Source organism: Aureimonas sp. D3 (genome assembly GCF_001463805.1).
GTDB classification, from domain to species: Bacteria; Pseudomonadota; Alphaproteobacteria; order Rhizobiales; family Rhizobiaceae; genus Aureimonas; species Aureimonas ureilytica_A.
Window position 1 is genome coordinate 26,172 of record NZ_BBWM01000009.1, and the last position, 25,577, is coordinate 51,748.

Sequence of the window (25,577 nt, forward strand, 5' to 3'; positions counted from 1 at the left end):
TCGCGACACGATTTTCAAAGGGAGACTGCCATGAAACTGCTTCGCCACGGCGCGCCCGGCGCGGAAAAGCCCGGAATTCTGGACGCTGACGGCCGCATTCGCGACCTGTCGGCCCATGTGAGCGACCTCGCCGGACGCTGGCTGACGCCCGAGGGTCTGGCCGAGATCGCCGCGCTCGACGTCTCGTCCCTGCCGCTCGTGGACGGCAACCCGCGCCTTGGCGCCTGCGTGGCCGGCACCGGCAAGTTCATCTGCATCGGCCTCAACTATTCCGACCACGCAGCCGAGACGGGCGCGAGCGTGCCGTCCGAGCCGATCATCTTCATGAAGGCGACCTCGGCCATTGTCGGTCCGAACGACGACATCGAAATCCCGCGCGGCTCCGAGAAGACCGACTGGGAAGTCGAGCTCGGCGTTGTCATCGGCAAGACCGCGAAATACGTCTCCGAAGCCGAGGCGCTGGATCACGTGGCCGGCTATTGCGTCATCAACGACGTATCGGAGCGCGCCTTCCAGACCGAGCGCCAGGGCCAGTGGACCAAGGGCAAGAGCTGCGACACGTTCGGCCCGACCGGCCCCTGGCTGGTGACGAAGGACGAAGTGGCCGACCCGCAGAACCTCGGCATGTGGCTGACGGTGAACGGTCATCGCTACCAGGACGGCTCGAGCCGTACCATGGTCTATGGCGTCGCCCATCTCGTCTCCTACCTGTCGCAGTTCATGAGCCTGCAGCCGGGCGACATCATCTCCACCGGCACGCCTCCGGGCGTCGGCCTCGGCCAGAAGCCCAACGTCTTCCTGAAGGCGGGCGACGTGATCGAACTCGGCATCGAAGGCCTCGGCACCCAGCGCCAGACCTGCCGCCAGGGCTGACGCCTTTCGGGCGCGGGAGCCTCTTCTAATCCCGCGTCCACCGCTCGCGCGAGGCTTCGAGATGCATCCGCATGGCCGATTGCGCCAGGAGCGGATCGCCCGAGGCCAGCGCATCGAGGATCGTCTCGTGCTCGGCGAGCGCCACGCGCCAGGTTTCCGGCGTCTCGAAGCGCACGCTGAGCTGCGCCGAAATCGGGCTGTGGCGATCGTCGAAGAGTTCGCGCACGATGCGCGCCAGAACGGCATTGCCGGTCTGCGCGGCGATGGTGAGGTGAAACATCCGGTCCTGCTCCAGCGGCTTGCGGCCGGCTTCGATATCCGCCGCCATACCATCGAGAACCCGCCGAAGCTGCGCCAGGGCCTCCGGCGTCATGCGACCGACCGCCAGAAAGGCGACCGTGCTTTCCACGGCGGCGCGCGCGCGCATCAGCTCGGACGGACTCTCGCCGAGCGGGCGCGTCGGCTCGTCCGCCGCCGCGCCCGGCGCGCAGACATAAACGCCCGACCCCATGCGGATTTCGACGCTGCCGTCGATCTCCAGCGCGATCAGCGCCTCGCGCAACGAAGGGCGCGATACGCCCAGCTGGCCCGCCAATTCCCGTTCGGCGGGAAGGCGTGAGCCCGGCGGAAACTGCCCCTCGCGGATCAGACCGCGAATCTGATCGGCCACTTGCTGATAGAGCCGTCGCCCATCCACGATCTTGATGGCTTCTGACATCAATCCCTCCCAGATTGGCCTGACCATAGCGCCGATCATGGCCGACTGAAAAGGCCGTTTGGCCCTGCCATACGCCTGCCACGACCCGGCAGTCGCCTTCTCCGTCGAAAACTCTACCGAGATTTTCCGAAGAGCGAAAACTGGCTTGACCAATTTTAAAGAGCAGCCTAACCCTACTCCCAACGGGCCGATGGCCTGACGGCGGACCGGGAGGCACGGGCCGCGCGACGCTTCCTTTGCGAGGCGGGAGGACCAAAATGCAGGACATGACTTCCAGCCCCGCCGGCGTGGCGGGTCGCGCCCCCATGGCGCGCGCAGGTCACGGCGTCGGCGCGGCGCCGGCCGGCGAAACCATTCTGCAGCTTCAGGACATCACCAAGGAATTTCCCGGCGTGAAGGCGCTCGGCGGCGTCTCCTTCGATCTGCGCCGGGGCGAGGTCCATGCCGTGTGCGGCGAGAACGGCGCTGGCAAATCCACGCTGATGAAGATCATCAGCGGCCTGTATCAGCCGACCTCCGGCCGCATCCTCTACAAGGGCGAGGAGCGCCATTTCGCCTCGACCACAGAGTCGGAAGCTGCCGGCATCGCCATCATCCATCAGGAGCTGAACCTCGTTCCGCACCTGTCGATCGCCGAAAACATCTATCTGGCGCGCGAGCCGCGCGTCGCCGGCCTCTTCGTGGATCGCGCCAAGTTGCGCCGCGATGCGCGCGCCTGCCTGGATCGCCTCGGCCTCTCGCTCGACCCGGACACGCAGGTGCGCGGTCTCTCGGTCGCGCAGTGCCAGATGGTGGAAATCGCCAAGGCCCTGTCGCTGAACGCCGAAGTGCTCATCATGGACGAGCCCACCTCGTCGCTCACCGAAAGCGAGACGGCGGTTCTGTTCGACGTGATCCGCGATCTGAAGGCCTCCGGCGTCGGCATCGTCTATATCTCGCACCGCCTGGACGAGATGGCCGAGATCGTCGATCGCGTCACGATCCTGCGCGACGGGCGCTATGTCTCGACGGACGATTTCGCTTCCCTGACGGTGGACGACATCGTCGCCCGCATGGTGGGCCGCTCGCTGGAAGAGAAGTTCCCCGACCGCATCTCGGTGCCGACCGAGGACGTATTGATGCGCGTCGAGGGACTGACCCGCGCCGGGGTGTTTCGCGATATCGACTTCACGCTGCGGCGTGGCGAAATTCTTGGCTTCGCCGGACTGATGGGTGCGGGCCGCACGGAAGTCGCGCGCGCCATCTTCGGGGCCGACCCCTTGGATTCGGGCACGGTCGAACTCTTCGGCCGCAAGGTCTCGATCCAGTCGCCGCAGGATGCGATCCGCGAAGGGCTCGCCTATCTCTCGGAAGACCGCAAGAGCCACGGGCTCGCTGTGAAGATGCCGGTCGCCGCCAACATGACGCTGGCGCATCTGGACGGCGTGTCGAAGGGCGGCTTCATCGACTTCCCGGAAGAAGAGAAGATCGCGCAGCGCTATGTCGATCTCCTGAGCATCCGCACGCCGTCGGTCCATCAGGTGACGCGGCTTCTCTCGGGCGGCAATCAGCAGAAGATCATCATCGGCAAGTGGCTATTCCGCCAGTCGCGCATCCTGTTCTTCGACGAGCCGACACGCGGCATCGATGTCGGGGCCAAGTTCCAGATCTACAAGATCATGGACGAGCTGGCCTCGCAGGGCATCGGCGTCATCCTGATCTCGTCCGAACTTCCCGAAATCCTCGGCCTGACCGATCGCGTCGCCGTGTTCCACGAGGGCCGCATCACCGGCGTTCTGGAAACCAAGCAGACCTCGCAGGAAGAAATCATGCACTACGCCTCGGGCCATGCCCGCCGCGCGCCCAGCCTTGCGCATTGAGGACGCCATGACCACCATTCCCCAGGACAAGACCCGCGGGCCGCTCCTCAGCGATCGGCAGAAGGACATGATCCAGAAGTTCGCGGCGCTGGGCAGCCTTTTTGCCCTCGCCGTCGTCTTCTCCGCCACCTCCAACGCCTTCCTAACCGTCAACAACGCCATGACCGTGGCGCTTCAGGTGACGTCGATCGCCTTGCTCGGCATCGGCGCGACCTGCGTCATCATCACGGGCGGCATCGACCTGTCGGTCGGCTCGGTCCTGGCGCTCGCCGGCGTCTGCGCCGCGCTGGCGGTGAAGGAACTCGGAATGCCGGTTCCGATCGGAATGCTGCTCGGCATTCTGGTCGGCACGCTCTGCGGCGTGATCAACGGGCTGGCCATCACCCGCGCCAAGCTGCCGCCCTTCATCGCCACGCTCGGCATGATGATGGTGGCGCGCGGCGTCGCGCTCGAAATCACCGGTGCGCGCGCCGTCTCGGGGCTCGGCGACAGTTTCGGTGAGCTTGGCAATGGCGCGTTTTTGCGGATGGTGTCGATCGGCGACGACGGCTTCCCGTCCGTCACCTTCCCCGGCATTCCCTATCCCGTGATCCTGATGATCGTGATCGCCATCGCGGTGGCCATCATGCTCCGCCGCACGGTGCTCGGCCGCCACATCTATTCGGTCGGCTCCAACGCGGAAGCCGCGCGGCTTTCGGGCGTCAACGTCGCCCGCGTCACGCTCTTCACCTATGTGCTATCGGGCACGCTGGCCGGTCTCACGGGCTGCGTTCTGATGTCCCGCCTCGTCACCGCCCAGCCGAACGAAGGCGTGATGTACGAACTCGACGCCATCGCCAGCGCCGTGATCGGCGGCACCTCGCTCATCGGCGGCGTCGGCACGATCTCCGGCACCATGATCGGCGCCTTCGTCATCGGCATCCTGCGCAACGGCCTGAACATGAACGGCGTCTCGGCTTTCACGCAGCAGATCATCATCGGCCTCGTGATCCTGGCGACCGTCTGGATCGACCAACTCCGCAACCGCAGATAGTCCAGAATTCCCGGCGCGCGCGGGAGATCCTAGCAGCGCGCGCCGGGCTCTATCCAAAACCCAAAGGGAGGAACATTCATGCGCAAATTCGCCGCCATTCTTGCCGGCTCGGCCCTCGCCCTCGTGACCTTCGCCGCCCAGGCTGCCGAGAAGGAAGTCGCGGTCATCGTCAAGACGGTGAACTCAACCTTCTGGCAGAACGTCCAGAAGGGTGTCGACGCCGCCAAGAAGGATCTGCCGGAAGGCACCACCACGACCTTCAACGGCCCGGCTTCGGAATCGGCCATCGCCGACGAAGTGAACATGGTCGAAAACGCCGTGAACCGTCAGGTCGCCGGCATCATTCTCGCCCCGTCCGACCCGGACGCTCTGGTGCCCGCCGTCAAGAAGGCCTGGGAAGCGCGCATCCCGGTCGTCCTCATCGACAGCCAGATCGCCAAGAGCGGTGAGCAGTACTACCAGTCGTTCCTGGCGACCGACAACAAGGCCGCCGGTGAGCTCTGCGCCAAGGAAATGATCGCCAAGGTCGGCACCGAAGGCAAGATCGCCGTCATGTCCTATGTCGCGGGCGCGGGCTCCGAGATCGGCCGCGTGGGCGGCTTCATCGACTACATCAAGGCCCATTCCAAGCTTCAGATCGTCGGGCCGTTCTATTCGCAGTCGCAGATGGCGACGGCGCTGAACCAGACGACGGACGTTCTTGCCTCGAACCCGGACCTCAAGGGCATTTTCGGCGCCAACGAGCCGACCGCCATCGGCATGGCCCGCGCGCTCGAACAGTCCGGCAAGGCCGGCAAGGTCGTCGGCATCGGCTTCGACGGCAACGAGGACCTTCAGAAGTTCGTCAAGGACGGCACGCTCGCCGCCATCGCGGTTCAGGGCTCGTTCCAGATGGGCGAACTCGGCACCCAGACCATCGCCAAGCTTCTCAAGAAAGAGAAGGTCGAGAAGTTCCAGGACACGGGCGTCGTGCTCGTGACCAAGGAGAACATCGACAAGCCGGAAGCCAAGAACGTTCTTTACTAAGCCGATCTCCCGCCGGCGGCTCCCCATGCCGCCGGCGGACCCTTTCTTCTCTTCGATCGAAAGCCTGACGTGATGAAGACGACGGATCGCCGCGAACTGCCGAACGGCAAGGTCAGCCTCACCGCCCTCGGCCTGGGCTGCGCGCAGATGGGCAACCTCCTGAAGCTCATGCCCTTCGCCGACGCGCGCGACACCGCCGACGCGGCGTGGGACGCCGGCATCCGCTATTTCGACACCGCGCCTTTCTACGGTTTCACGCGCTCCGAGCGCCGCCTCGGCGCGATCCTCGACGAGCGCCAGCGCTCCGACTTCACGATCAGCACCAAGGTCGGCCGGCTCATGGTGCCGGACGCAGATGTCGGCGCGGAGGCCGAGGGCTACGTCAACCCTTGCCCGTTCCATCAGGTTTACGACTATAGCTACGACGCGATCCTGCGCTCGTTCGACGCGAGCCAGCAGCGGCTCGGCATGGTGCGCTTCGACATTCTCTACGTGCACGATATCGGCCGCGTGACGCATGGCGAGAAGCACGAGCACCATTGGAACCAGCTGACCAAGGGCGGCGGCTTCAAGGCGCTGAGCGAACTTCGCCAAGACGGGCGCATCGGCGGCTTCGGCCTCGGCGTCAACGAATGGGAAGCCGTTAGCGAAGCGCTGGACGAGTGCGACCTCGACGTCTCCATGCTGGCGGGGCGCTACACGCTGCTCGAGCAGGAAAGCCTCGGCCTCCTTCAGAAGTGCCTCGATCGCGGTGCACGCATCGTCGTGGCCGGCGCGTTCAACTCGGGCGTTCTGGCCGGCACCAACAATTTCAACTACGGCGATGCGCCGGCCGAGATCATCGCCCGCGTGCAGAAGCTGCGCTCGGTGGCCGAGGAATTCGGCGTCGCGATCCAGGCCGCCGCCCTCCAGTTCGGCATGGCGCATCCCGCCGTCGTCTCCTGCGTGTCGGGCGCTCGCAACGCGCGGCAGATCCGCTCCAATGTCGAGTGGTTCGAAGCCGACATCCCGGCCGCCTTCTGGCAGGCGCTGCGCGAACGCGGCCTCGTGGCCGAGGGCACGCCGCTTCCCGGTCTCGCGGCCTAGAGCCTTTCCGTCGAACATAGGTTCGCCAGACAGGCTCTAAGATTTTTGTTTTCGCATTGTCCGGGCGCGAAAGCCGACTCGGCTTTCGCGGGAAATGCTTTAACGCGCCGTTTCGCCTCCCCTTCCCCGCATTCCGAACGAGCCCGCCGCCATGCTGACGATCACCTGCGAAACGCCCGGCCGCCTGATCACCGAGACCCGCGAGAAGCCCACGCGGGCCGAGGGCGAGGTTCTGGTGCGGGTGCGTCGCATCGGCGTGTGCGGCACCGACCTTCACATCTTCTCCGGCAACCAGCCCTATCTCGCCTATCCCCGCGTCATGGGCCATGAGCTGGCCGGCACGGTGGAGGAAGCACCGGAAGGTTCGACGCTCTCCACCGGAGATGCGGTCTATATCATCCCCTATCTGTCCTGCGGCGAGTGCCATGCCTGCCGCAAGGGCAAGACCAATTGCTGCTCGCGCATCCAGGTGCTCGGCGTTCATCGCGACGGCGGCATGACGGAATATCTGAGCCTGCCGGAGCGCTTCGTCTGCAAGGCCGAGGGCATTTCGCTGGATCAGGCGGCGATGGTGGAGTTTCTGGCCATCGGCGCTCATGCCGTTCGTCGCGGCGCGGTGGAAAACGGTCAGGCCGTGCTCGTCGTCGGCGCGGGGCCGATCGGCATCGCCGTGGCGATCTTCGCCCGCCTGCGCGGCGCGCGCGTCATCATGCTCGACACGCGCGAGGATCGCCTGGCCTTCGCTAGGGCGAATCTGGGCGTCGCCGAGACCGTGAAGGCCGGTGAGGTCGACCGCGAGCGCCTGTCGGAGCTGACAGGGGGCGATTTCTTCGACGTGGTGTTCGACGCGACGGGCAGCCCCAAGGCCATGGAGCGCGGCTTCAGCCTGGTCGGCCATGGCGGGGCCTATGTGCTGGTCTCGATCGTCGCCAGCGACATCAGCTTCAACGACCCGGAATTTCACAAGCGCGAAACGACGCTGCTCGGCAGCCGCAACGCCACGCCCGAAGACTTCGAGACCGTGGTCGCGGCGCTGCGCGCGGGCGACGTGCCCTCCGACGCGCTGCTGACGCATGGCATGTCGCTGTCCGAAGTGCCGGAGCGTTTCGCCGGGCTTCTCGATCCGGCAGCCGGCGTTATCAAGGCCATGGTTCGGATCGACTGATCCGCGCTCTCTCCAGTCTGCCTCTTTCCAGCGCCTCGAACCTCTGTTCGGGGCGTTTTTTGTTTTGCATTGCACAAACTTTGACCTTGAATAAGGATTGACCAGACCCATTCAAGCCGTAAGATGTCAGACCAATTACCCTCCGTTTGGACGGCTGATTTGGACGGTCTTCTTCCCCTCCCCCCGATGGATCGGCTGCGCGACACGCTGGATGCGCTCGGCCGCTTCGTGGAAGGGTCGGGCCTCAAAGCCGGTGACCGTCTGCCGGCCGAGCGCGAACTGATGCAGGCGCTGGGGGTCGGGCGCTCCACCATTCGCGAGGCCGCGCGCCAGCTTCAAGCACTGGGTGTTGTGGAAACCCGCAAGGGAAGCGGCTCCTATCTGCTGCGTCCGATCTCCGCCGGCACCATCCACATGCCGCTGTCGATCACCGCGACGGGTCTGCGCGAAGCCCTGCTTCAAACGCTCGACATCCGGCGCGGGCTGGAAGCGGAAGCCAGCGCGCTGGCCGCCATCCGGCACACGGCAGATGATCTCGCCCGCATGAGCGAGCGTCTGGTCGAGATGGAGCGCGTCCATCGGCTCAACGGCACGGCCGGGCCGGAAGACCTTCTCTTCCACCTGTCGATCTACGACGCGGCCCAGAACCCGCTCTTCCGCCAGCTTCTGGAGCAGATGCGCGAGGCCTTCGAGCGCTTCTTCACCAAGCCCTTCGACCGGCCGGATTTCGCCGGTCGATCCTTCCCCCTTCACCGCGAGATGTTCGACGCGATCGCCGCGCGCGATCCCGGCCTCGCGCGGGAAAAGACCCTCGCCATTCTCGACATCGTCGAGGAGGACATCAAGGACATGTCGCAATGACCGATGCCGCCGGGCTCGACCCTTTCTCGCTGATCGCGGCCCATGATGAGCGCCACGCCTTCGACGCGGTGGTGCCGCCGATCGCGCAGACCTCGCTCTTCACCTTCAACTCCTTCGCCGAGATGGAAGAGACCTATCTCGGGCAGCGCGTGCGCCCGACCTACACGCGCGGACTCAACCCGACCGTGCGCCTGTTCGAGGAAAAGCTCGCGGCCATGGAAGGCGCGGAAGACGCGATGGGCTTTGCCAGCGGCATGGCGGCCATTTCCTCGACGGTTCTGGCCTTCGCGCAGCCGGGGGACCGGATCGTCGCGGTGCGCCATGTCTACCCGGACGCCTATCGCCTGTTCGAAATCCTCTTGAAGCGGATGCGGATCGACGTCACCTATGTCGATGGGCGCGACGAGGAGGCCGTCGCCAAGGCGCTGCCGGGCGCCAAGCTCTTCTACATGGAAAGCCCGACGAGCTGGGTGATGGAAGCCCACGATGTCGGCGCGCTGGCGGCGCTCGCCAAGGCGCACGGCGTCCTCACCATGATCGACAATTCCTGGGCGACGCCGGTCTTCCAGCGGCCGGTTTCGCTGGGCGTCGATCTCGTCATCCATTCCGCTTCGAAATATCTCGGCGGCCATTCGGACGTCGTGGCTGGTGTCGTCGCCGGCTCCAAGGCGATGATCCGCGAAATTCGCGCGCAGACCTATCCCTATCTGGGGGCTAAGCTCTCGCCCTTCGACGCCTGGCTCCTGATCCGAGGCCTGCGCACTCTGCCGATCCGCATGAAGGCGCATGAGGCGGACGCGCTCAGCGTCGCCCATCACCTGAAGGCGATGGATTGCGTGGACTCCGTCCAGCATCCCGCGCTCGCCAATGCGCTGCCGGCGGGGCTCACGGGCACATCCGGCCTCTTCTCCTTCACCTTCAAGGACGGCGTGAACGTGCCGCGCTTTGCCGACACGCTGAGGCTGTTCAAGCTCGGCGTGTCCTGGGGCGGGCATGAGAGCCTTTGCGTGCCGGGGCAGGTCGTCCTGTCGCAGAACCAGGGGCCGAATTCCGGCCATGCCTTCGGCATCTCGCCGCGCTCCGTGCGCCTCCATGTCGGCCTCGAAGGCGCAGGCGCGCTGAAGGCCGATCTCGACGCGGCCGTCGCCGCCGCTCTCGCCGCCTGATCCCTATCGAAACCGCTATCTCAGGAGACATCGCAGACATGAAACGCACCATCCTCACCGCGTCCCTCGCCTCCTTTCTCCTGACCGGAACGGCGATGGCCGACACGACGCTGAAGCTCACCGAAGTGATCACCAGCCCTTCGCGCACCGAAACCTTGAGGGAGATCGTCGCCCAGTTCGAGAAGGCCAATCCCGGCACCAAGGTCGAGATCACCTCGCTGCCCTGGGGCGAAGCCTTCGAGAAGTTCGCGACCATGGTCTCGGCCGGCGAAACGCCCGATGTCATGGAAATGCCGGACACCTGGGTCGCGCTCTATGCCAACAACGGCGCGCTGGAAAACCTCGAGCCCTATCTCGCCAAGTGGAGCGGCACGGCGGATCTGAACGAGCGCGCGCTGGAGTTCGGCCGGCAGGTGGACGGCAAGACGGCCTATATGCTGCCCTACGGCTTCTATCTCGGCGCCATGTTCTACAACAAGAAGCTCTTCGCCGAGGCCGGCGTCGAAGGCCCGCCCAAGACGATCGCCGAGTTCCAGGCGGCGTCCGAGAAGGTCTCCAAGCTGCCGGGCAAGTATGGCTACTGTCTGCGCGGCGCGCGCGGCGGCCTGAACGACTGGACGGTGTTCATGAACGCCATCGCCGGCAACAACACCTTCTTCAAGGACGACGGCACCTCGACCTTCGCCGACCCGGACAAGGTGAAGGGCCTCGCTTGGTACATCGACTATTACAAGAAGGGTCTCGCGCCGAAGGACTCCATCTCCTGGGGCTTCAACGAGACGGTGGCCGGCTTCTATTCCGGCACCTGCGCGATGCTGAACCAGGACCCGGACGCGCTGATCGCGATTTCCGAACGCATGAAGCCTGAGGATTACGGCATCGTGCCGCTGCCCAAGGGCGAGGCCGGCAAGGCTTTCCCGGTCATCGGCTATGCCGGCTGGTCGATGTTCCAGGCCTCCGAGCACAAGGATCTCGCCTGGAAGCTGATCGAGACGCTGGAAGGCACCGAAGGCAATGTCGCCTGGAACAAGAAGACCGGCGCGCTGCCGGCGCTGAAGTCGGCTGAAAAAGACCCGTTCTATGCGGGCGACAAGTTCAAGGGCTGGTTCGACGAGTTGAAGGACACCAACACCGTCCCGACCTCGCTGCCGAGCTATCTGGAAGAGTTCGCCTTCTTCAAGGACAGCCTCGTGCCCGCCTCCTCGCAGCGCGCGCTTCTGGGCGAAATCACCCCAGAGGAAATGGCGAAGGAATGGGCCGACTATCTCACCACGGCTCAGCAGAAGTTCCTGGCCAACAAGAACTGACCGTTTCCCTTCTCTCGCGCGGCGGCGGCCATCGCGTCGCCGCGCCTCCTTCGCCCCTCCCCAAGGGATGACCAGACTTGACTCACACCGCCGCCAGCCTCGCCCCACCGAGAGACCGCCGCACGCCGGGCCAGCGCTTCCTGCAGCGGGCCGAACCCTATCTCTACAGCGCGCCGGCGCTGATCCTGATCCTGGCCGTGATGCTGGTGCCGCTCGCGATCGGCGTGTCCTACGCCTTTCGCGACATGCGCCTGCTCAACCCGTTCAGCGGCGGCTTCGTGGGCCTGAAGCATTTCAACACGCTCTGGACCGACCGCAATTTCTGGCTGGCGCTCAACAACACGCTGGTCTGGACGTCCGTCTCCGTGCTGCTCCAGTTCGTGCTCGGGCTGACGCTGGCGCTGCTTCTGAACCGGCCCTTCCCCGGCCGGGGCCTCGCGCAGGCGCTCTGTTTCCTCCCCTGGGCGGTGCCGACTTTTCTCTCGGGTCTGAACTGGGCCTGGCTTTTCAACCCCGTGGTTGGCCCCATCCCGCATTGGCTGGTGGCGCTGGGCATCATGGACGCGCCGACCAACATCCTGGCCGACCCCCAGCTCGCACTGGTCGGGCCGATCATCGCCAATGTCTGGTGGGGCATTCCATTCTTCGCCATCACCATGCTCGCGGCTCTTCAGTCCATTCCGCGCGACATCTACGAGGCCGCCTCGATCGACGGGGCCAATCCGGTGCAGCAGTTCTTCTCGATCACGCTGCCGTTTCTGGCGCCGACCATGGCGATCACCATTCTCCTGCGCACCGTCTGGGTCGCCAATTTCGCCGATCTGATCGTCGTCATGACGGGCGGCGGCCCGGCCGACCGGACGCAGATCGTGGCGAGCTACATCTTCACCACCGCCTTCCGGAAGCTCGATTTCGGCTATGCCTCGGCGATCTCGCTGGTGCTCTTGGCGCTTCTCCTCCTTTATTCCCTCGCGCTGGTGTCGCTGCGCCAGATGCTTCTGCGGAAGGGCTGAACCCCATGCGCCGCGCCTTCTCGCTCGGTACCGTCGCCCATCGCCTCGCGCTCCTCGCCTTCATCGTCTTCGCGCTGTTTCCGCTCTTCTGGCTGGTGAAGGTCTCGGTGACGCCGAACGACCTCATGTATTCGGAAGGGGTCCGCCTATGGCCCTCGCGCACGAGCTTCGAGCATTTCCGCTTCGTCCTGGAGAACTCGAATTTCCCGCTCTTCTTCCGCAACAGCCTGATCGTGTCGCTTTCGACGGCGGCGATTGTGACGGTCATCGCGGCCTTCGGCGGCTATGCGTTCTCGCGCTTTGAGTTCCGCGGCAAGCTCTGGATGACCGGGCTTCTACTGGTGACGCAGATGTTCCCGCTGGTGATGCTGATCGCGCCGATCTTCAAGATGCTTTCGCCGCTCGGTCTCACCAATTCGCTGACCGGCCTGATCGTCGTCTACACCGCCTTCAACGTGCCCTTCGCCATCTTCCTGATGCAGAGCTTCTTCGACGGCATTCCCAAAGACTTGGAAGAGGCCGCGCAGATCGACGGGGCCAGCCGGTTTCAGGCCTTCCGCGAGATCATCGTGCCGCTCACCCTGCCCGGCATGGCCGCGACGCTCGGCTTCGTCTTCACCGCCGCCTGGAGCGAGTTGCTCTTCGCGCTGATGCTCGTGTCGAAAGTGGACGCCTCCACCTTCCCGGTCGGGCTTCTGTCCTTCGTGTCGAAGTTCGGCGTCGATTTCGGGCAGATGATGGCGGCCGGCGTGCTCGCGCTCATCCCCGCCGTCCTGTTCTTCCTTCTCATCCAGCGTTTCCTCGTGCAGGGCCTGACGGCCGGCGCGGTCAAGGGCTGAAAGGTCTCGTCATGGCTGCCATCGACATCCGCTCCGTCCATAAGGCCTATGGCCCGCTCACCATCCTGCGCTCGGTCGATCTGTCCATCCGCTCGGGCGAGTTCATCGTTCTGGTCGGCCCCTCCGGCTGCGGCAAGTCCACGCTTCTGCGCATGATCGCGGGCCTCGAAGAGGTGACGGATGGGGAGATCGCCATTGCCGGCCAGCGCGTCAACGAACTCGCGCCCAAGGACCGGAATCTCGCCATGGTGTTCCAGTCCTACGCGCTCTATCCGCATATGAGCGTTGCCGGAAACATGAGCTACGCCCTGCGCCTCAAGAAGACGCCGAAGGAGCGCATCGCCTCGGCCGTGTCGGGCGCGGCCGACAAGCTCGGCCTGACCAAGCTGATCGACCGCCGCCCCAAGGCGCTGTCGGGCGGGCAGCGCCAGCGCGTTGCCATGGGCCGCGCCATCGTGCGCCAGCCGCAGGCGTTCCTCTTCGACGAGCCTCTGTCCAATCTTGACGCGCGCCTGCGCGAGCACATGCGCGCAGAGATCAAGAAGCTGCACCAGTCCCTCAACGCCACGTCGATTTATGTCACGCACGACCAGATCGAGGCGATGACCCTGGCCGATCGGATCGTCGCCATGGAAGGGGGCGAGATCCAGCAGATCGGCTCGCCGCTCGATCTCTACGAGCGCCCGGCCAACCGCTTCGTCGCCGGCTTCATCGGCTCGCCCGCCATGAACTTCCTCGACGGCCGCGTGCGGCGTGCGGGCGGCGAGACCTTTCTCGATCTCGGCGAGAACCGCCGCGTGCCCCTTCCCGCCTCCACGGCGGCGACCGACGGAACGCCCGTCACGCTCGGCATCCGGCCCGAACATGTGCTGGTCGGCGAAGGCTCAGGCCTCGAATGCCCGGTGGAACTGGTGGAGCCGACCGGCATGGGCACGATCGTCCATTGCGATCTCGGCGGCATCTCGATGAAGGCCTTCACGCCGGGCGTCAGCCGGCTGCGCGCGGGCGACCGCATTCCGATCCGCCTTGCCACCGACCATCTGCATCTCTTCGCGGCGGAAGGTGGGGCTCGGTTGAACTGAGGCGACCGGGCGAGCCAAGCATCGCCCCGTAGTATCTCAACCTGCGAGCAGCGCCTTCAGCGCACGCACCGCCCCTTCGTCGGTGCGCCGCTCCGTAGGGCTCGCAAAACCCAGCCGCTCGGCTGCGGGACTGCGAACCGGCAACGGCTTGGAACAGGACGCGTGAACCTCGGTGATCGGCAGGCTTGCTATCAGACCGGGCAACGTTGCGGCCGTGATGCCTGAGCCCGGCATAACGGTGATGCGCCCCTCGGCTCGCTCCATCAGGCGGGCGAGGACGGGCAGGCCGTCGGGCGCGGTGCGCGCGCCGCCTGAGGTGAGAACCCGCTCGAAACCGAGGCCGATCGCGTGATCCAGGGCCGCGTCGAAATCCGGCCCGGCGAGATCGAAGGCCCGGTGCAGCGTCGCTCCGAGCCCCTCCGCCGCGCGCAGGAGGCGCTCCAATAGTCTGATGTCAAGCCGTCCATCCGGCAGGCCTGCGCCCAGCACGACACCCGCCAGCCCCGCCTCTCGCGCGGCCGCGATGTCGCGCCCCATCAGATCCGCCTCGGCAGGCGAGAAATAGAAATCCCCGGCGCGCGGGCGGATCATCGCATAGACCGGAATCGCCAGCGCGCTGGCCCGTTGCATGAAGCCGAGCGAGGGCGTCAAGCCGCCCAGCGCCAGCGCCGAACACAGCTCGATGCGATCCGCCCCGCCGCGCAGGGCCGCCTCCAGCCCCGCCGGATCGTCCACGCAGACTTCGAGCCGGCGCAGCGGGCTTGGCGTCCCATCCAAGACTAAGCGGTCAGCGGACATGCGCGCTGCCGCTGACAGAGGCGCGCGCCGGCACCGCCGGGATCGGCTCCCGCTCGCTCACACGGTTTCCGTCACTTTCCGCAATTTGGCCGGGCGATCCGGGTCCAGCCCGCGTCGGCGCGCCAGCGCTTCGGCCATGACATAGAAGGCGACGATCATCGGGATCGAGTCGGTGAGCCCATGGCCGGTGGCGGCAGAGGGCAGGTCGCGTCCTTCGCCCACCGCGAAAACCGCGCCCCCGAAAGCGCGCAATCGCTCCAGCGCCGCGAGGCTCGACGCTTCGGCCGCGTCCGCCGGCACGAAGGCCAGAATGGGCACATCCGGGCCGACGATCTGCATTGGCCCATGCGCGACCTCGGCCGCCGAAAAGGCCTCGGCGTGCAGCCCCGCCGTTTCCTTGCATTTCAGCGCCGCTTCCAGCGCAATCGCGAAGGCCGGGCCGCGCCCGACCGTGAACAGCGAGCGGGCCGTCACGAGCCGTTCCAGCGCCGGCGTCCAGTCCATCCGCGCGCTGCGCGAAATCGCGGCCGGCAGGTCGCGCACCGCGCGCTCCAGCACCTCGTCGCCGGTCCATACGGCCGTGATGGCGGCCGCCGCCGCGACGGACGCGACGAAGCTCTTGGTGGCCGCGACGCTCTTTTCCTCACCCGCATGGAGCGGGATCACGATATCGGCGCCCTCCGCCAGGGGTGAATCCGTCCGGTTGAGAAGCGCGACGGCCAGCGCTCCGCCGCGCCGCGCATTGGCCTGAAGGGCGAGAATGTCCGGGCTCTGGCCCGATTGCGAGACGCTGAAGACGACGCCGCCCGGCAGGCGCAATTGCGCGCCATAGACCGAGGCGACCGAGGGGCCGATCGAGGCCACGGGCAATCCCAGGGAAATCTCGACGGCATATTTCAGATAGCTCGCCGCGTGATCCGACGAGCCGCGCGCGGACGTGACGATGGCGGCCGGCGGCATCATGCGAAGACGCGCGCCGAGATCGGCGATGGCCTGGCCCTCGCGCTCCAGAAGGCGCGCGACGACCTCGGCCGCCTCGTCCGTTTCACGCCGCATGAAGGTGGTGGTGCTCGCCTCGCTCATGCTCGTCCCCTCACTTCACCGCGCCGACCGACAGGCCGCGCACGAGATAGCGTTGCAGCCAAGCGAAGGCGATGGCCACGGGAATGGTCGCGACGAAGGTCGCCGCCATCACATGGTGCCATTCCACGGTGTAGCGCCCGGCCACCAGCGAGAAGATCTGGATCGGCAGCGTGTAGCTCTCCTGCGTGCGCAGCATGGTGAGCGCGATGACGAACTCGTTCCAGGCGTTGATGAAGGCGAAGATCGCCGTCACCACGATGGCGGGCACGGCGAGCGGCAGAAAGACCGAGACCAGCGTGCGCCAGCGACTCGCCCCTTCCATCCAGGAGGCCTCTTCCAGATCGCGCGGAATGGTCGCGAAATAGCTCTGGAGCATCCAGACCGTGAAGGCGATGTTGAACGCGCCATAGACGAAGGCGACGGCGCTCACCTTATCGATCAGCCCGGCCCAGGCCACCAAGCGGAAAAGGCCGATCACGAGCACGATGGGCGACAGCATCTGCGTGACGATCAGGAAGACGCGAAACGCCCCCTGCCCGCGGAAGTCGAAACGACCGAGCGCATAGGCCGCCGGGATCGAGACCACGAGCGCGACCAGCGTCGACACCACCGAGACGATCACCGAATTCAACAGCGCCGGTCCGAAATTCGTCGCCTGCCACATGGTCACGAAGTTTTCGAAGGCGAGCCGCGAGGGCCACCAGGTCGGGTTCAGCACCTCGTCCGGCGTCTTCAGCGCGGTGATGATCATCACTGCGAAAGGAAACAGGCCAGCCACCACGAAGGGCAGGAGGATCAGCCAGCAGACGAGGCTGCGTTTCAGCTTCGAGCCCATGTCACGCCTCCCGCCGCATCGACAGCCGGACATAGATCAGCGTGAACACGAGCAGGATCGCGAACATCACCAGCGACACAGCCGAGGCCTCGCCCAGCTTTCCCAGCCGGAAGCCCATCTTGTAGAGATAGGTGACGAGAATATCGGTCGAGTTCGCCGGCCCGCCCTGCGTCGTCGCCCAGATGATCGGGAAGGAGTTGAACACGTAGATCGTGTTCAGGATCATCGCGATATTCAGGAAGGGTTTCAGCAAGGGCAGCGTGATGGTGCGGAACATCGTCCAGCGCCCCGCGCCCTCCAGTGCCGCCGCCTCGTAGAGATCGTCCGGGATCGCCGACAATCCTCCCAGCAGGATCGTGACCGTGAAGGGCACCGTCACGATGATGGCGATGAAGATTTGCATGGGGAAGGCGGTCGAGGCATCCGCCAGCCACTGAATGTTGGTGCCGATGATCCCCAGACCCATCAGCGCCGAATTCAACATGCCGCTTTCGCCCGACAGCGCCCAGCGCCAGACAATAGCCGTCATGGTCAGCGACACTGCCCAAGGCAGCATCACCAGCACCCGCGCCAGCCCCCGCCCATAAAAATCCTCGTTCAAGACCAGCGACACCGGGATCGCTGTCAACAGCGCGCCGCCCACCACACAGACCGTCCAGACCAGCGTCCGCCACAGGCTCGCGATGAAGTTCGGGTCGTTCCACAGCGCCTCGAAATTCGCGAGGCCCACGAAATCGCGCAACTGCCCGAAGCGATTGACGCTGTGGCTCGCGATCTCCGACAATTCCACGATCGGCCACACCACGATCGCCAGCGCCAGCAACAGGCTCGGCGCGATCATCAGATAAGGCAAGACAGGCCGCTCGGCGGTCATGGGCGATCCTTGAGGCTGTGGGCATGAAAGTGGCGGGGCTGCCGCCCCGTGCCCCGCCCGGGAACGAGTTCCCGGACCCTTCCTTTCTTTTGGAACCTCTTTTCCGAAGTTGGGGAGGACCAGCGGCCCTCCCCAACTTCGGACATGTGCGCCAAGAGAATGAGGGGCCCAGGGGAAATCATTTCCCCTGGCAGGGGGTGCGGGGGACGGCATCCCCCGCGTTCACACGCCTACTGCTTCAGGATCGCGTCCGCCTTCTCGGCGGCGGCCTTCAGCGCGGGTTCGACCTCTTCCTTGCCGAGATAGATGCTCTGGAGGGCGTTGGTGGTGAGGTCGGCGATCTCTTCCCAGCCGGGGATGACCGGCGCGAAGCGGGCGTCCGGCAGGAGGCTGGTGAAGACCTTGAGATCGGCGCTGTCGGTGAAGTGCTTATCCTCAGCTTCTTCCTTTTCGACGGGCAGGAAGCCTTCGTTGACGGTGAAGGCGACGCGCTGCGGCGTCTGGAACAGGTAGTCGAGGAATTCGAACGCCTCTTTCTTGTTCTTGGAATTCTGGAACATGATGATCGAATCGGTCACGCCATAGGTGCCCTTGTCGCCGGTCGGGCCGGCGGGAATGGCGGTGACACCGTATTTCAGATTCGGCGCTTCGTCGCGAATCTGGTTGGACAGGAAGGGCGCGGTGATGACCATGCCGAGCTTGCCCTGCTTGAAGAGGTTCTGCACGTCCTCGCGCGAATAGGAGGTCACGCCCGGCTGGGTCGCCTTCTCGTCGATCATGCGCTTGTAGAGCTTGGCCGCTTCGGCCGCTTGCGGCGAGGACAGGCCGGATTTGCCGTCCTTCACGATCTCCGATCCGTAGGACCACATGCCGTAATAGTAATAGACGTCGGTCTCGATTTCCTTGCCCTGCAGGCCGAAACCATAGACGCCATCGCCCAGCGCAGAGATCTTCTTGGCCGCGTCTTCCAGCTCGGCCCAGGTTTTCGGCGCGTCGGCGACGCCGGCCTTCTGGAAGAGGTCCTTGTTATAATACATGGCACGCGCAGAGGCCGCGATCGGCAGGCCGTAGGTCTTGCCCTCCATCACCGAGGGGGTGAGGAAGGTCGGGATGAACCGGTCCTTGAAGGCCTGATCCATATAGCCGTCGAGAGGCTCCGCAATGCCTTGGCTGACGAAGTCGAGCAGCCAGCGCGTGCCGATGATGGAGAGGTCGGAATTCGTACCGGCCGAAATGTCGGTGGTCAGCTTCTGCTGGAGGCTGTCCCAGGGCACGACCTCGATCTGGATGTCGGTGCCGGGATGGGCCGCTTCGAAGTCTTTGGCGACCTTCTCGAAATAGGGCCCGGTCTTGGCGGAATATTCCGCCACGGTGACGCGAACGGTGCCGGCCTCGGCTGCGGCCGAAAGGGCCAGAAGCGCGACGCCGGAAAGAGCGAGGCGCGCGGCGCGCGTGGTCCAACGAGATGCGATGCGCATGGGAAACCGATCCTCCTTCGCGGCGCGGACCGATCGTTCGGTTCCCCTGCCGATGACGAAACGCCGTGATGGTTCTCCATGTAAAAAATTTTCGCAAGCCCATTCGTTAGGCAGTTCGTTGAGTTTTTCCCGTTGCTTTTTTTCATTTTGGCGAACAGCATCGCGTTCGTTCCGCTTCCTGCCGTGAGCCTCCATGCCGGATTCCTCCTCTCCCCTCGTTCTGATCACGGGCGCCTGCGGCGGCATCGGCGGCGCGCTGGTGGAGCGCTTCGCCGCGTCCGGCGCTCGGCTGATCCTGTGCGATTTGAGCGAGGAGGCGCTGGCCGGCGTCCAGAACCCCGCCATCGTTCTGCGCCTCGGCTTCGATCTGGCTGACCCCGCCGCCTGCCGTGAGGCGGCACGGCGCGTGATGGCGGAAGCCGGCGTGCCGGATATCTTCGTCTCCAATGCCGGCTGGACGCGCGCCGAGACGCTGGAAACGACGGATGACGAGGCGTGGCGGCGGGAACTCGCCATCAATCTCACCGGCACACGCGATCTCGCAACGCCCCTCCTGTCGGCCATGCGCCAGCGAGGCTCCGGGGCTTTCGTCTTCGTCTCGTCGGTGAATGCGCTCGGGCACTATGGCAACCCCGCCTATTCCGCCGCCAAGGCCGGGCTTCTGGCCTATATGCGCGCCATCGCCGTGGAAGCGGGGCCGGACGGGGTGCGCGCCAACGCCGTCTGCCCCGGCTCGGTGCGCACGCAGGCCTGGGACCATCGCTTTGCCGAGAAGCCCGATCTCCTCGGCCGCATCGCCCCGCTTTATCCGATGCGCCGCATGGTGACCCCGGCAGAAGTGGCGGAAGCGGTGTTCTTCCTCGCCTCGCCCGCCAGTTCCGGCATCACCGGCGTGGCGCTCCCCGTGGACGCGGGCCTGTCGGCCGGCAACCCGCCCTTTGTCGACGCGATTTCCTGAAAGGACCGTCATGGCCGAACTCAGCCTTCACGCGCTCCAGAAACGCTACGGACCGCTCGACATCCTGCACGGGCTTGATCTGGAGGTGCGGGACGGCGAATTCATCGTGCTGGTCGGCCCGTCCGGCTGCGGCAAGTCCACCCTGCTTCGCATGATCGCGGGCCTCGACACCGTGTCCTCCGGCGAGCTTCGCATCGGGGGCAAGCGCGCCAACGACCTGCCGCCGCAAAAGCGCAACATCGCCATGGTGTTTCAATCCTACGCGCTGTTTCCGCATATGAGCGTGCGCGACAACATCCTCTACGGGCCGAAGGTACGCGGCGACGAGCCGGCCAAGACGGAGAGCCGGCTGAAAAAGGCCGCCGACATTCTCAATCTCGGCCCCTATCTCGACCGTAAGCCGGCCCAGCTTTCGGGCGGCCAGCGCCAGCGCGTCGCCATGGGTCGCGCCATCATGCGCGAGCCCGACCTTTTCCTGTTCGACGAGCCGCTCTCCAATCTCGACGCCAAGCTGCGGATGCAGATGCGCACCGAGATCAAGGCCCTGCATCAAACGCTCGGCTCCACCATCGTCTATGTCACGCATGATCAGATCGAGGCCATGACCATGGCGGATCGGATCGTGGTGATGAACGCGGGCCGGATCGAGCAGGTCGGCGCGCCGCTGGAGCTTTACGACCGGCCCGCCAACATCTTCGTCGCCGGCTTTCTCGGCTCGCCGCCCATGAACCTCCTGCCCGCGCGGCGGGGCGGTGACGGGGTGCTGGCGCTGGCCGACATGGCCTTCGGCACAGGCGGACCTGCCCTGCCCCTCGTGGCCCCGGCCACCGAGGGCACCGACTTCCTCGTCGGCATCCGGCCGGAGCGTTTCCGACGCGCCGGAGACGGCGGCCTGCCGCTGAAGGTCGGCGTGGTGGAGCCGACCGGGGCGGAAACCCATGTCTATGGCACGATCGGCGAAACGGCCGTGCGCGTCGTCCTGTCCGAGCGCGTGGTGGCGCAGCCGGGCGAAATCCTGCCGCTCGCCGTCGCGCCGGATGACTGCCATCTCTTCGAAGCCTCCAGCGGGCGTCGCGTGGAACGGGCGCTCGCCGCGTGAGGCCACGTGAAGGCGCGCGGGAGCCATCACCGGCCCCGAGTGCGAGCGCCCATGCGCCCGGCTTCGACATCATCGCCCGGCTGCGCGCGATGACGGAAAGCGGCACCAAGACGGAGCGTCGGCTGGCCGCCTTCGTCCTCACCAACACGCGCCTCGCCTCGACAGGCTCCATCGCCGAGATCGCCGAGCGCTGCGGCACGTCGGAGCCGACGGTCACACGCTTTGCCCGCGCGCTCGGCTGCCGGGGAACGGCCGATTTCAAGTTCCGGCTGGCGCAAGCGCTGGCCGTCGGCGGCCTCTATCTCGACGCCGACACGAGCCCGCCGCAGGGCGAGCCCGGCCATGCGGCCGATGCGGTCTATGAGGGGGCTTCGGCCGCCCTCTCGCGCATCCGCGCCTCCCTTGATCGGGACATGGTGGCGCGCATGGCGCTGCGCCTTGCCAATAGCCGGCGCATCCTGGCTCTCGGCTCGGGCGGCACCTCCTCCATGCTGGCCAAGGAACTGGAAAACCGCCTGTTCCGGCTGGGGCTCGACATCCGGGCCGAGGCGGACGGGCAGATGCAGCGGATGCTGGCCAGCGTCGCCGGCCCCGGCACGGCGGTTCTGGCGCTCTCGGTCTCTGGACATGGGCGCAGCATCGTGGAAGCCAGCGCCATCGCGCGCTCCTATGGCGCGGAGATCCTCGCCATCACCGCCCCCGGCTCGCCGCTGGCGCGCGGCTGCGACATGCTCTTGCCCTTCGAGAATGTCGAGGACGGCAATCTCTACAAGCCGAGCTCCAGCCGCTACGCGCTTCTGGCGCTGGTGGACATCCTCGCCCTTTCCACCGCCGAGGCGATCGGCCCCCGCATGTTCGAAGGGCTGCGGCGCATCCGTCAGAACCTCAACGCCCATGCCGCGCCCGATCCGGCGCTGCCGATCGGAGACTGATCTCCATGCCGCCCGTGTCCTCGTGAAGACGCGCAGCCGCCTTCGCGGACGCCCCCATCTGACAAGGAACCTTGATGCTTCCGACCGAGAACCCCTTTCCGCCCGGCGATGCCGACCGCCACACGCTCTGGCAGATGCTGGTGGAGCGGGACATCGACGCGTTTTTGGCCGCCGACTGGTCCCTGGTGGATGGCGATTTCGCGCATGACCGCTTCTTCGGCCTCCATGCGCACAAGTCCGAAATTCCCGATTCCTGGCGTCTCGCCTTTCCGACGCTGGAATCCTACCGCGACGAGTGGTTGCGCCAAGCCGAGGCCGCCAAGCTCATCCGCTATGCCGAGCCCGTGCGCGAGGCCTTGTTCCGCGCCACGAACCTGCGCGACATCGACATTTCGGGCGACCGGGCCGTGGCGCACAAGAAGTTCGACGGCACTTTGGCGCTGGAAGGCGGCGGCGTCGAGGTCCTCAGCTGGCAGACGCTCTATTTCGCGAGTCGCATCAATGGTCAGTGGAAGCTGACGGGCTTCGTCGGCTACATGCCCTTCCCGCTCGGGCGCGCTCGCACCGCATGAAGCAAGGGGCGGCGCGAAAGCCGCCCTGCGTCTTGTCAGGGCTGGCCGCCGCCACCGGCCAAGCCATCGAAATTACGGGGTCGCGACGCTCGATTCCCGCGAAGCCAGAAGGCACGGAACGGCCAGCGAGCGCGGCCAGTTCGTCGGTGCGACTTCATCGAACGGTGCGAGACGCCTGCGCGGCCGAGGGATGAGACACCGTTCACCACAGGCGGGGCGCGACGCGGCTCGGCCTTTCGCATTCACAAGGCAATCCGCGCCTTCCGTTGCTCGGCCAGCGCGCCAACGGCTGCGGCTTCCACACCGCGCTCTTTGATCACGGCTTCGCGAGGCGCACTGCGAAGGGTCGGCAGACATTGCCGCGAGCGCGCGGCGCCTTACCCTTTGAAAACACTGAGCCCCGCCCCTCTTGGCGAAGTGATCCCTCGAAGGCCGGACCATCCGACGTGACCATTCCCTATTGCGGCGCGCCGCCCGCGCCAGCCGATCTCCTATCGACCTGGAATCTCGACCCCATCGTTCTGGCGCTTCTGACCGCAGCGCTCCTCGGCGGCGAATGGCGATTGCGCGGGCGCTCCGGTTCCGCCCGTCTCTGGCATCGGCTGGCGATCGCCTCGCTGTTTCTCGCCTTCGTCTCCCCGCTCTGCGCGCTGTCCTCCGCGCTGTTCTCGGTGCGGGTCGCCCATCACCTCCTGCTCATCTCGCTGGCCGCCCCGCTCCTGGCGCTCGCCTGGCCGCAAAGGCGGGCCTTTCCGCTGGCCGGCCTTTCCGTGCTGGCGCTGGTCCATGTCGTGCTGGTCTGGCTCTGGCATGCGCCCGCGCCCTATGCGCTCGCGCTGAGCCATGACGCGGTCTACTGGCTGATGGAACTCTCGCTGCTCGGCTCGGCCGTGGTGCTCTGGCGCGGGTTGCTGGCGCCCGGCGCGCCGTTGATGCGGGTTCTCCTGATCCATCTCGGCATCGTCGCGCAGATGGGCCTTCTCGGCGCGCTCATCACTTTCGCGCCCGACCCGCTTTACGCCCCGCATTTCCTGTCGACCCTGCCCTATGGCCTTTCGACGCTGGAGGACCAGCAATTGGCCGGGCTCCTGATGTGGGTACCCGCCAACCTGCCCTATCTCCTCGCCGCGCTTCTGGCGCTCGCCACGCACTTAAGGACCGAGGAGCGCGCGGCGTGATCCTCGTCTGGACCAAGAGCCTTCATATCGCTGCGCTGGTGATCTGGTGCGGCGGGCTGCTGCTTCTGCCCGTCCTGATGAACCAGCGCGAGGCAGCGGGCCACGGGCCGCCCCTTCATCGGCTCCACGCCTTCACGCGATTTGCCTATATCGTCGTGATCTCGCCAGCGGCCTTTCTCGCCATCGCGTCGGGCACGGCGCTGATCCTCCTGCGCGAGGTCTTCACCGCCTGGTTCGCGCTGAAGCTTCTGTTCGTCGGCGTGCTCACCGGGCTTCATGTCTGGACGGGTCTGGTGATCCTCTCCCTGTTCGAGGACGAGAAGCACTTTCGGGCCTGGCGCATGGTGTCCGCGCTTTTCGTCCTGTCGGTGACGTTGCTCGCCATTCTCTGGCTGGTGCTCGCAAAGCCCGCTGTCGATCTCGCCCTCGTGCCCGACCTGTTTCATCGGCCGGGTGCGCTGGGCGAATTCGGGCGCGGTCTCATTCGTCGTCTGACACCATGATGCCGACGCCATGATGCAGGATCAGCTTGCCCCCATGCCAGCCCGCCAAACCGGTCAGCGCGCCGCCGAGAACCGAGAGGAACAGGCCGAGCGGCAGAACGGCGTCCGGCTGCGTCAACCTGAGACCCCAGTTCATGCCCATCACGGAAATCAGTGTCATGGCCGCGATGGCGTGGGTCCAGCTGGCCGCCCGCGCGCGGATGCCGGGCACGAAGATCAGCTCCATCGTGCCGACCAGCCCGGCGCCGATGCCCGTCAGAAAGGCGAAACCCGCCGCCCAGAGGCCGCAGCGAACCCAGAACGGATCGGCCGACCACCAGTAGAACACGTCGCTGCCGAGCGTCGCGATGGCGAGCGCGATCGGAAAATGCACGGCCATGGCGTGAACCGGATGGCCCGCCACCGCGATGGCCGACGAAATATCCTTTTCCGCCACCTTGCGGATAACGGGGCTGACGCCGGATCGGGTGGAGGAACTGGCCTCAGACATGTCTCTTCCTTGGTGCTGCCTCTGCCGGCACGCTTGATCGCGCCCCTCACCCTTTCACTTGGGCTCTCGGGCTGCGCCGGCAAGCTCTCCATTCTCGATCCGGCCGGGCCGGCCGCGCAGTCCACCGCGACGCTCTGGTGGGTCATGCTTTCGGGGGCGAGTGCCATTCTCGCTCTCGTGCTGGCGCTCGTCGCCTTCGCCTTCCTGAGGCCCGGCTGGGGCCGAGACATTCCACCCAAGCGCTGGCTCGTCTGGGGCGGGCTCGCCTTTCCCGGCGTCGTCCTCACCGCGCTTCTCGTCTTCGCGCTCGCGACAGGGGAGCGGCTTTTGGCCCATCCCGGCGCGCCCGGCCTCGTGCGAGTCGAGGCCCGGCCGTATCAATGGCGCTGGGAGTTCCGCTATCCCGGCCGCGAGGGCGCGACGGAGACCATCCTGCATGTTCCGGCCGGCCAGCCGATCGACGTCGCGGTCATCGGCACGGACGTGATCCACGCCTTCTGGGTGCCGCGTCTGGGCGGCAAGATCGACGCCATTCCCGGCCATGTGAACGTGATCCGGCTCCAGGCCGACCGGCCGGGCACCTATGGCGGCGTCTGCGCCGAGTTCTGCGGCACGGGCCACCAGGAGATGAGCTTTTCGGTGATCGCTCATCCACCCGAAAATTTCGAGGCGGCGCTCGATCAGGCGCTCGCTGCGGCCCCCGCCCCCTCCCTCTCGCAGGAGCCCGCGCCTTGAGCGAGACCCCGACG

Annotated in this window: 26 protein-coding genes; 19 read left to right on the forward strand and 7 right to left on the reverse strand. The window is 66.0% G+C overall.

The window, feature by feature from the left end; genetic code table 11:
- Nucleotides 1-30: 30 nt before the first annotated feature.
- Nucleotides 31-873: a fumarylacetoacetate hydrolase family protein gene (locus AUL36_RS03310; RefSeq protein WP_062218001.1), complete on the forward strand. Its 843-nt coding sequence runs from the start codon at nucleotides 31-33 to the stop codon at nucleotides 871-873.
- 25 nt (nucleotides 874-898) lie between these two features.
- Here AUL36_RS03310 and AUL36_RS03315 read toward each other — a convergent pair whose 3' ends face one another.
- Nucleotides 899-1,591, reverse strand: coding sequence for a FadR/GntR family transcriptional regulator (locus AUL36_RS03315; RefSeq protein WP_058601482.1), 693 nt, complete (start codon nucleotides 1,589-1,591; stop codon nucleotides 899-901).
- Nucleotides 1,592-1,896: 305 nt separating this feature from the next.
- Between AUL36_RS03315 and AUL36_RS03320 the strand changes: the two genes are divergently transcribed.
- The 11 genes from AUL36_RS03320 to AUL36_RS03370 all read left to right on the forward strand — a co-directional run bounded on the left by AUL36_RS03320 (nucleotide 1,897) and on the right by AUL36_RS03370 (nucleotide 14,028).
- Nucleotides 1,897-3,450: a sugar ABC transporter ATP-binding protein gene (locus AUL36_RS03320; RefSeq protein ID WP_062218055.1), complete on the forward strand. Its 1,554-nt coding sequence runs from the start codon at nucleotides 1,897-1,899 to the stop codon at nucleotides 3,448-3,450.
- Nucleotides 3,451-3,457: 7 nt separating this feature from the next.
- Nucleotides 3,458-4,483: an ABC transporter permease gene (locus tag AUL36_RS03325; RefSeq protein ID WP_058601552.1), complete on the forward strand. Its 1,026-nt coding sequence runs from the start codon at nucleotides 3,458-3,460 to the stop codon at nucleotides 4,481-4,483.
- Nucleotides 4,484-4,561: 78 nt separating this feature from the next.
- Entirely contained in the window at nucleotides 4,562-5,509 is a 948-nt protein-coding gene (locus AUL36_RS03330; RefSeq protein WP_062218004.1) for an ABC transporter substrate-binding protein, read from the forward strand.
- Nucleotides 5,510-5,581: 72 nt separating this feature from the next.
- Entirely contained in the window at nucleotides 5,582-6,595 is a 1,014-nt protein-coding gene (locus AUL36_RS03335; protein ID WP_062218007.1) for an aldo/keto reductase, read from the forward strand.
- Nucleotides 6,596-6,746: 151 nt separating this feature from the next.
- The gene (locus AUL36_RS03340; protein WP_062218010.1) at nucleotides 6,747-7,760 is read left to right on the forward strand and encodes a zinc-binding alcohol dehydrogenase family protein; all 1,014 of its coding nucleotides are present in this window, start codon (nucleotides 6,747-6,749) and stop codon (nucleotides 7,758-7,760) included.
- Nucleotides 7,761-7,946: 186 nt separating this feature from the next.
- Nucleotides 7,947-8,621 (forward strand): FadR/GntR family transcriptional regulator, encoded by a 675-nt coding sequence (locus tag AUL36_RS03345; RefSeq protein ID WP_082655492.1) that lies wholly within the window; start codon nucleotides 7,947-7,949, stop codon nucleotides 8,619-8,621.
- Entirely contained in the window at nucleotides 8,618-9,787 is a 1,170-nt protein-coding gene (locus AUL36_RS03350) for a PLP-dependent transferase (protein ID WP_062218015.1), read from the forward strand. The genes AUL36_RS03345 and AUL36_RS03350 overlap by 4 nt, the downstream gene beginning before the upstream one ends.
- A 38-nt stretch (nucleotides 9,788-9,825) precedes the next feature.
- On the forward strand, nucleotides 9,826-11,094 hold the full coding sequence (locus AUL36_RS03355) for an ABC transporter substrate-binding protein (RefSeq protein ID WP_062218017.1): 1,269 nt from the start codon (nucleotides 9,826-9,828) through the stop codon (nucleotides 11,092-11,094).
- 77 nt (nucleotides 11,095-11,171) lie between these two features.
- Nucleotides 11,172-12,107, forward strand: a complete 936-nt coding sequence (locus AUL36_RS03360; RefSeq protein WP_058634901.1) for a carbohydrate ABC transporter permease — start codon at nucleotides 11,172-11,174, stop codon at nucleotides 12,105-12,107.
- A 5-nt stretch (nucleotides 12,108-12,112) separates the two neighbouring features.
- Nucleotides 12,113-12,946, forward strand: coding sequence for a carbohydrate ABC transporter permease (locus AUL36_RS03365; RefSeq protein WP_062218021.1), 834 nt, complete (start codon nucleotides 12,113-12,115; stop codon nucleotides 12,944-12,946).
- Between the two features lie 11 nt (nucleotides 12,947-12,957).
- Complete coding sequence (locus tag AUL36_RS03370; RefSeq protein ID WP_062218024.1) at nucleotides 12,958-14,028, forward strand: ABC transporter ATP-binding protein; 1,071 nt, start codon at nucleotides 12,958-12,960, stop codon at nucleotides 14,026-14,028.
- A gap of 36 nt (nucleotides 14,029-14,064) precedes the next feature.
- On the opposite strand, the gene AUL36_RS03375 is transcribed toward AUL36_RS03370, so the two are convergent.
- The 5 genes from AUL36_RS03375 to AUL36_RS03395 all read right to left on the reverse strand — a co-directional run bounded on the left by AUL36_RS03375 (nucleotide 14,065) and on the right by AUL36_RS03395 (nucleotide 19,096).
- Nucleotides 14,065-14,826 (reverse strand): copper homeostasis protein CutC, encoded by a 762-nt coding sequence (locus AUL36_RS03375; protein ID WP_156418245.1) that lies wholly within the window; start codon nucleotides 14,824-14,826, stop codon nucleotides 14,065-14,067.
- 57 nt (nucleotides 14,827-14,883) lie between these two features.
- Nucleotides 14,884-15,909, reverse strand: a complete 1,026-nt coding sequence (locus tag AUL36_RS03380; protein ID WP_062218027.1) for an SIS domain-containing protein — start codon at nucleotides 15,907-15,909, stop codon at nucleotides 14,884-14,886.
- A gap of 10 nt (nucleotides 15,910-15,919) precedes the next feature.
- Complete coding sequence (locus AUL36_RS03385) at nucleotides 15,920-16,744, reverse strand: carbohydrate ABC transporter permease (RefSeq protein ID WP_062218030.1); 825 nt, start codon at nucleotides 16,742-16,744, stop codon at nucleotides 15,920-15,922.
- A gap of 1 nt (nucleotide 16,745) precedes the next feature.
- Nucleotides 16,746-17,618 carry a carbohydrate ABC transporter permease gene (locus tag AUL36_RS03390; RefSeq protein ID WP_058601470.1) on the reverse strand — a complete coding sequence of 291 codons (873 nt, stop codon included), beginning with the start codon at nucleotides 17,616-17,618 and terminating at the stop codon, nucleotides 16,746-16,748.
- Between the two features lie 230 nt (nucleotides 17,619-17,848).
- Nucleotides 17,849-19,096 carry an ABC transporter substrate-binding protein gene (locus AUL36_RS03395; protein ID WP_062218033.1) on the reverse strand — a complete coding sequence of 416 codons (1,248 nt, stop codon included), beginning with the start codon at nucleotides 19,094-19,096 and terminating at the stop codon, nucleotides 17,849-17,851.
- 193 nt (nucleotides 19,097-19,289) lie between these two features.
- Between AUL36_RS03395 and AUL36_RS03400 the strand changes: the two genes are divergently transcribed.
- From AUL36_RS03400 to AUL36_RS03425, 6 genes are all read left to right on the forward strand, one after another.
- Nucleotides 19,290-20,054, forward strand: coding sequence for an SDR family oxidoreductase (locus AUL36_RS03400; RefSeq protein ID WP_062218036.1), 765 nt, complete (start codon nucleotides 19,290-19,292; stop codon nucleotides 20,052-20,054).
- A gap of 10 nt (nucleotides 20,055-20,064) precedes the next feature.
- Complete coding sequence (locus AUL36_RS03405) at nucleotides 20,065-21,153, forward strand: ABC transporter ATP-binding protein (protein WP_062218039.1); 1,089 nt, start codon at nucleotides 20,065-20,067, stop codon at nucleotides 21,151-21,153.
- Nucleotides 21,154-21,221: 68 nt separating this feature from the next.
- Nucleotides 21,222-22,085: a MurR/RpiR family transcriptional regulator gene (locus tag AUL36_RS03410; RefSeq protein WP_275477490.1), complete on the forward strand. Its 864-nt coding sequence runs from the start codon at nucleotides 21,222-21,224 to the stop codon at nucleotides 22,083-22,085.
- Nucleotides 22,086-22,159: 74 nt separating this feature from the next.
- On the forward strand, nucleotides 22,160-22,657 hold the full coding sequence (locus AUL36_RS03415; RefSeq protein WP_062218042.1) for a hypothetical protein: 498 nt from the start codon (nucleotides 22,160-22,162) through the stop codon (nucleotides 22,655-22,657).
- 446 nt (nucleotides 22,658-23,103) lie between these two features.
- Nucleotides 23,104-23,835 carry a cytochrome c oxidase assembly protein gene (locus AUL36_RS03420; RefSeq protein WP_062218046.1) on the forward strand — a complete coding sequence of 244 codons (732 nt, stop codon included), beginning with the start codon at nucleotides 23,104-23,106 and terminating at the stop codon, nucleotides 23,833-23,835.
- Nucleotides 23,832-24,338 (forward strand): CopD family protein, encoded by a 507-nt coding sequence (locus AUL36_RS03425; RefSeq protein ID WP_062218049.1) that lies wholly within the window; start codon nucleotides 23,832-23,834, stop codon nucleotides 24,336-24,338. Before AUL36_RS03420 ends, AUL36_RS03425 begins: the two co-directional genes overlap by 4 nt.
- Here AUL36_RS03425 and AUL36_RS03430 read toward each other — a convergent pair.
- The gene (locus AUL36_RS03430) at nucleotides 24,316-24,828 is read right to left on the reverse strand and encodes a DUF2231 domain-containing protein (RefSeq protein ID WP_062218052.1); all 513 of its coding nucleotides are present in this window, start codon (nucleotides 24,826-24,828) and stop codon (nucleotides 24,316-24,318) included. The genes AUL36_RS03425 and AUL36_RS03430 overlap by 23 nt on opposite strands.
- Nucleotides 24,829-24,861: 33 nt before the next feature.
- Here AUL36_RS03430 and coxB point away from each other — a divergent pair, with 33 nt between their 5' ends.
- Entirely contained in the window at nucleotides 24,862-25,563 is a 702-nt protein-coding gene (gene coxB / locus AUL36_RS03435; protein ID WP_062218061.1) for a cytochrome c oxidase subunit II, read from the forward strand.
- The last annotated feature ends 14 nt before the right edge of the window (nucleotides 25,564-25,577 follow it).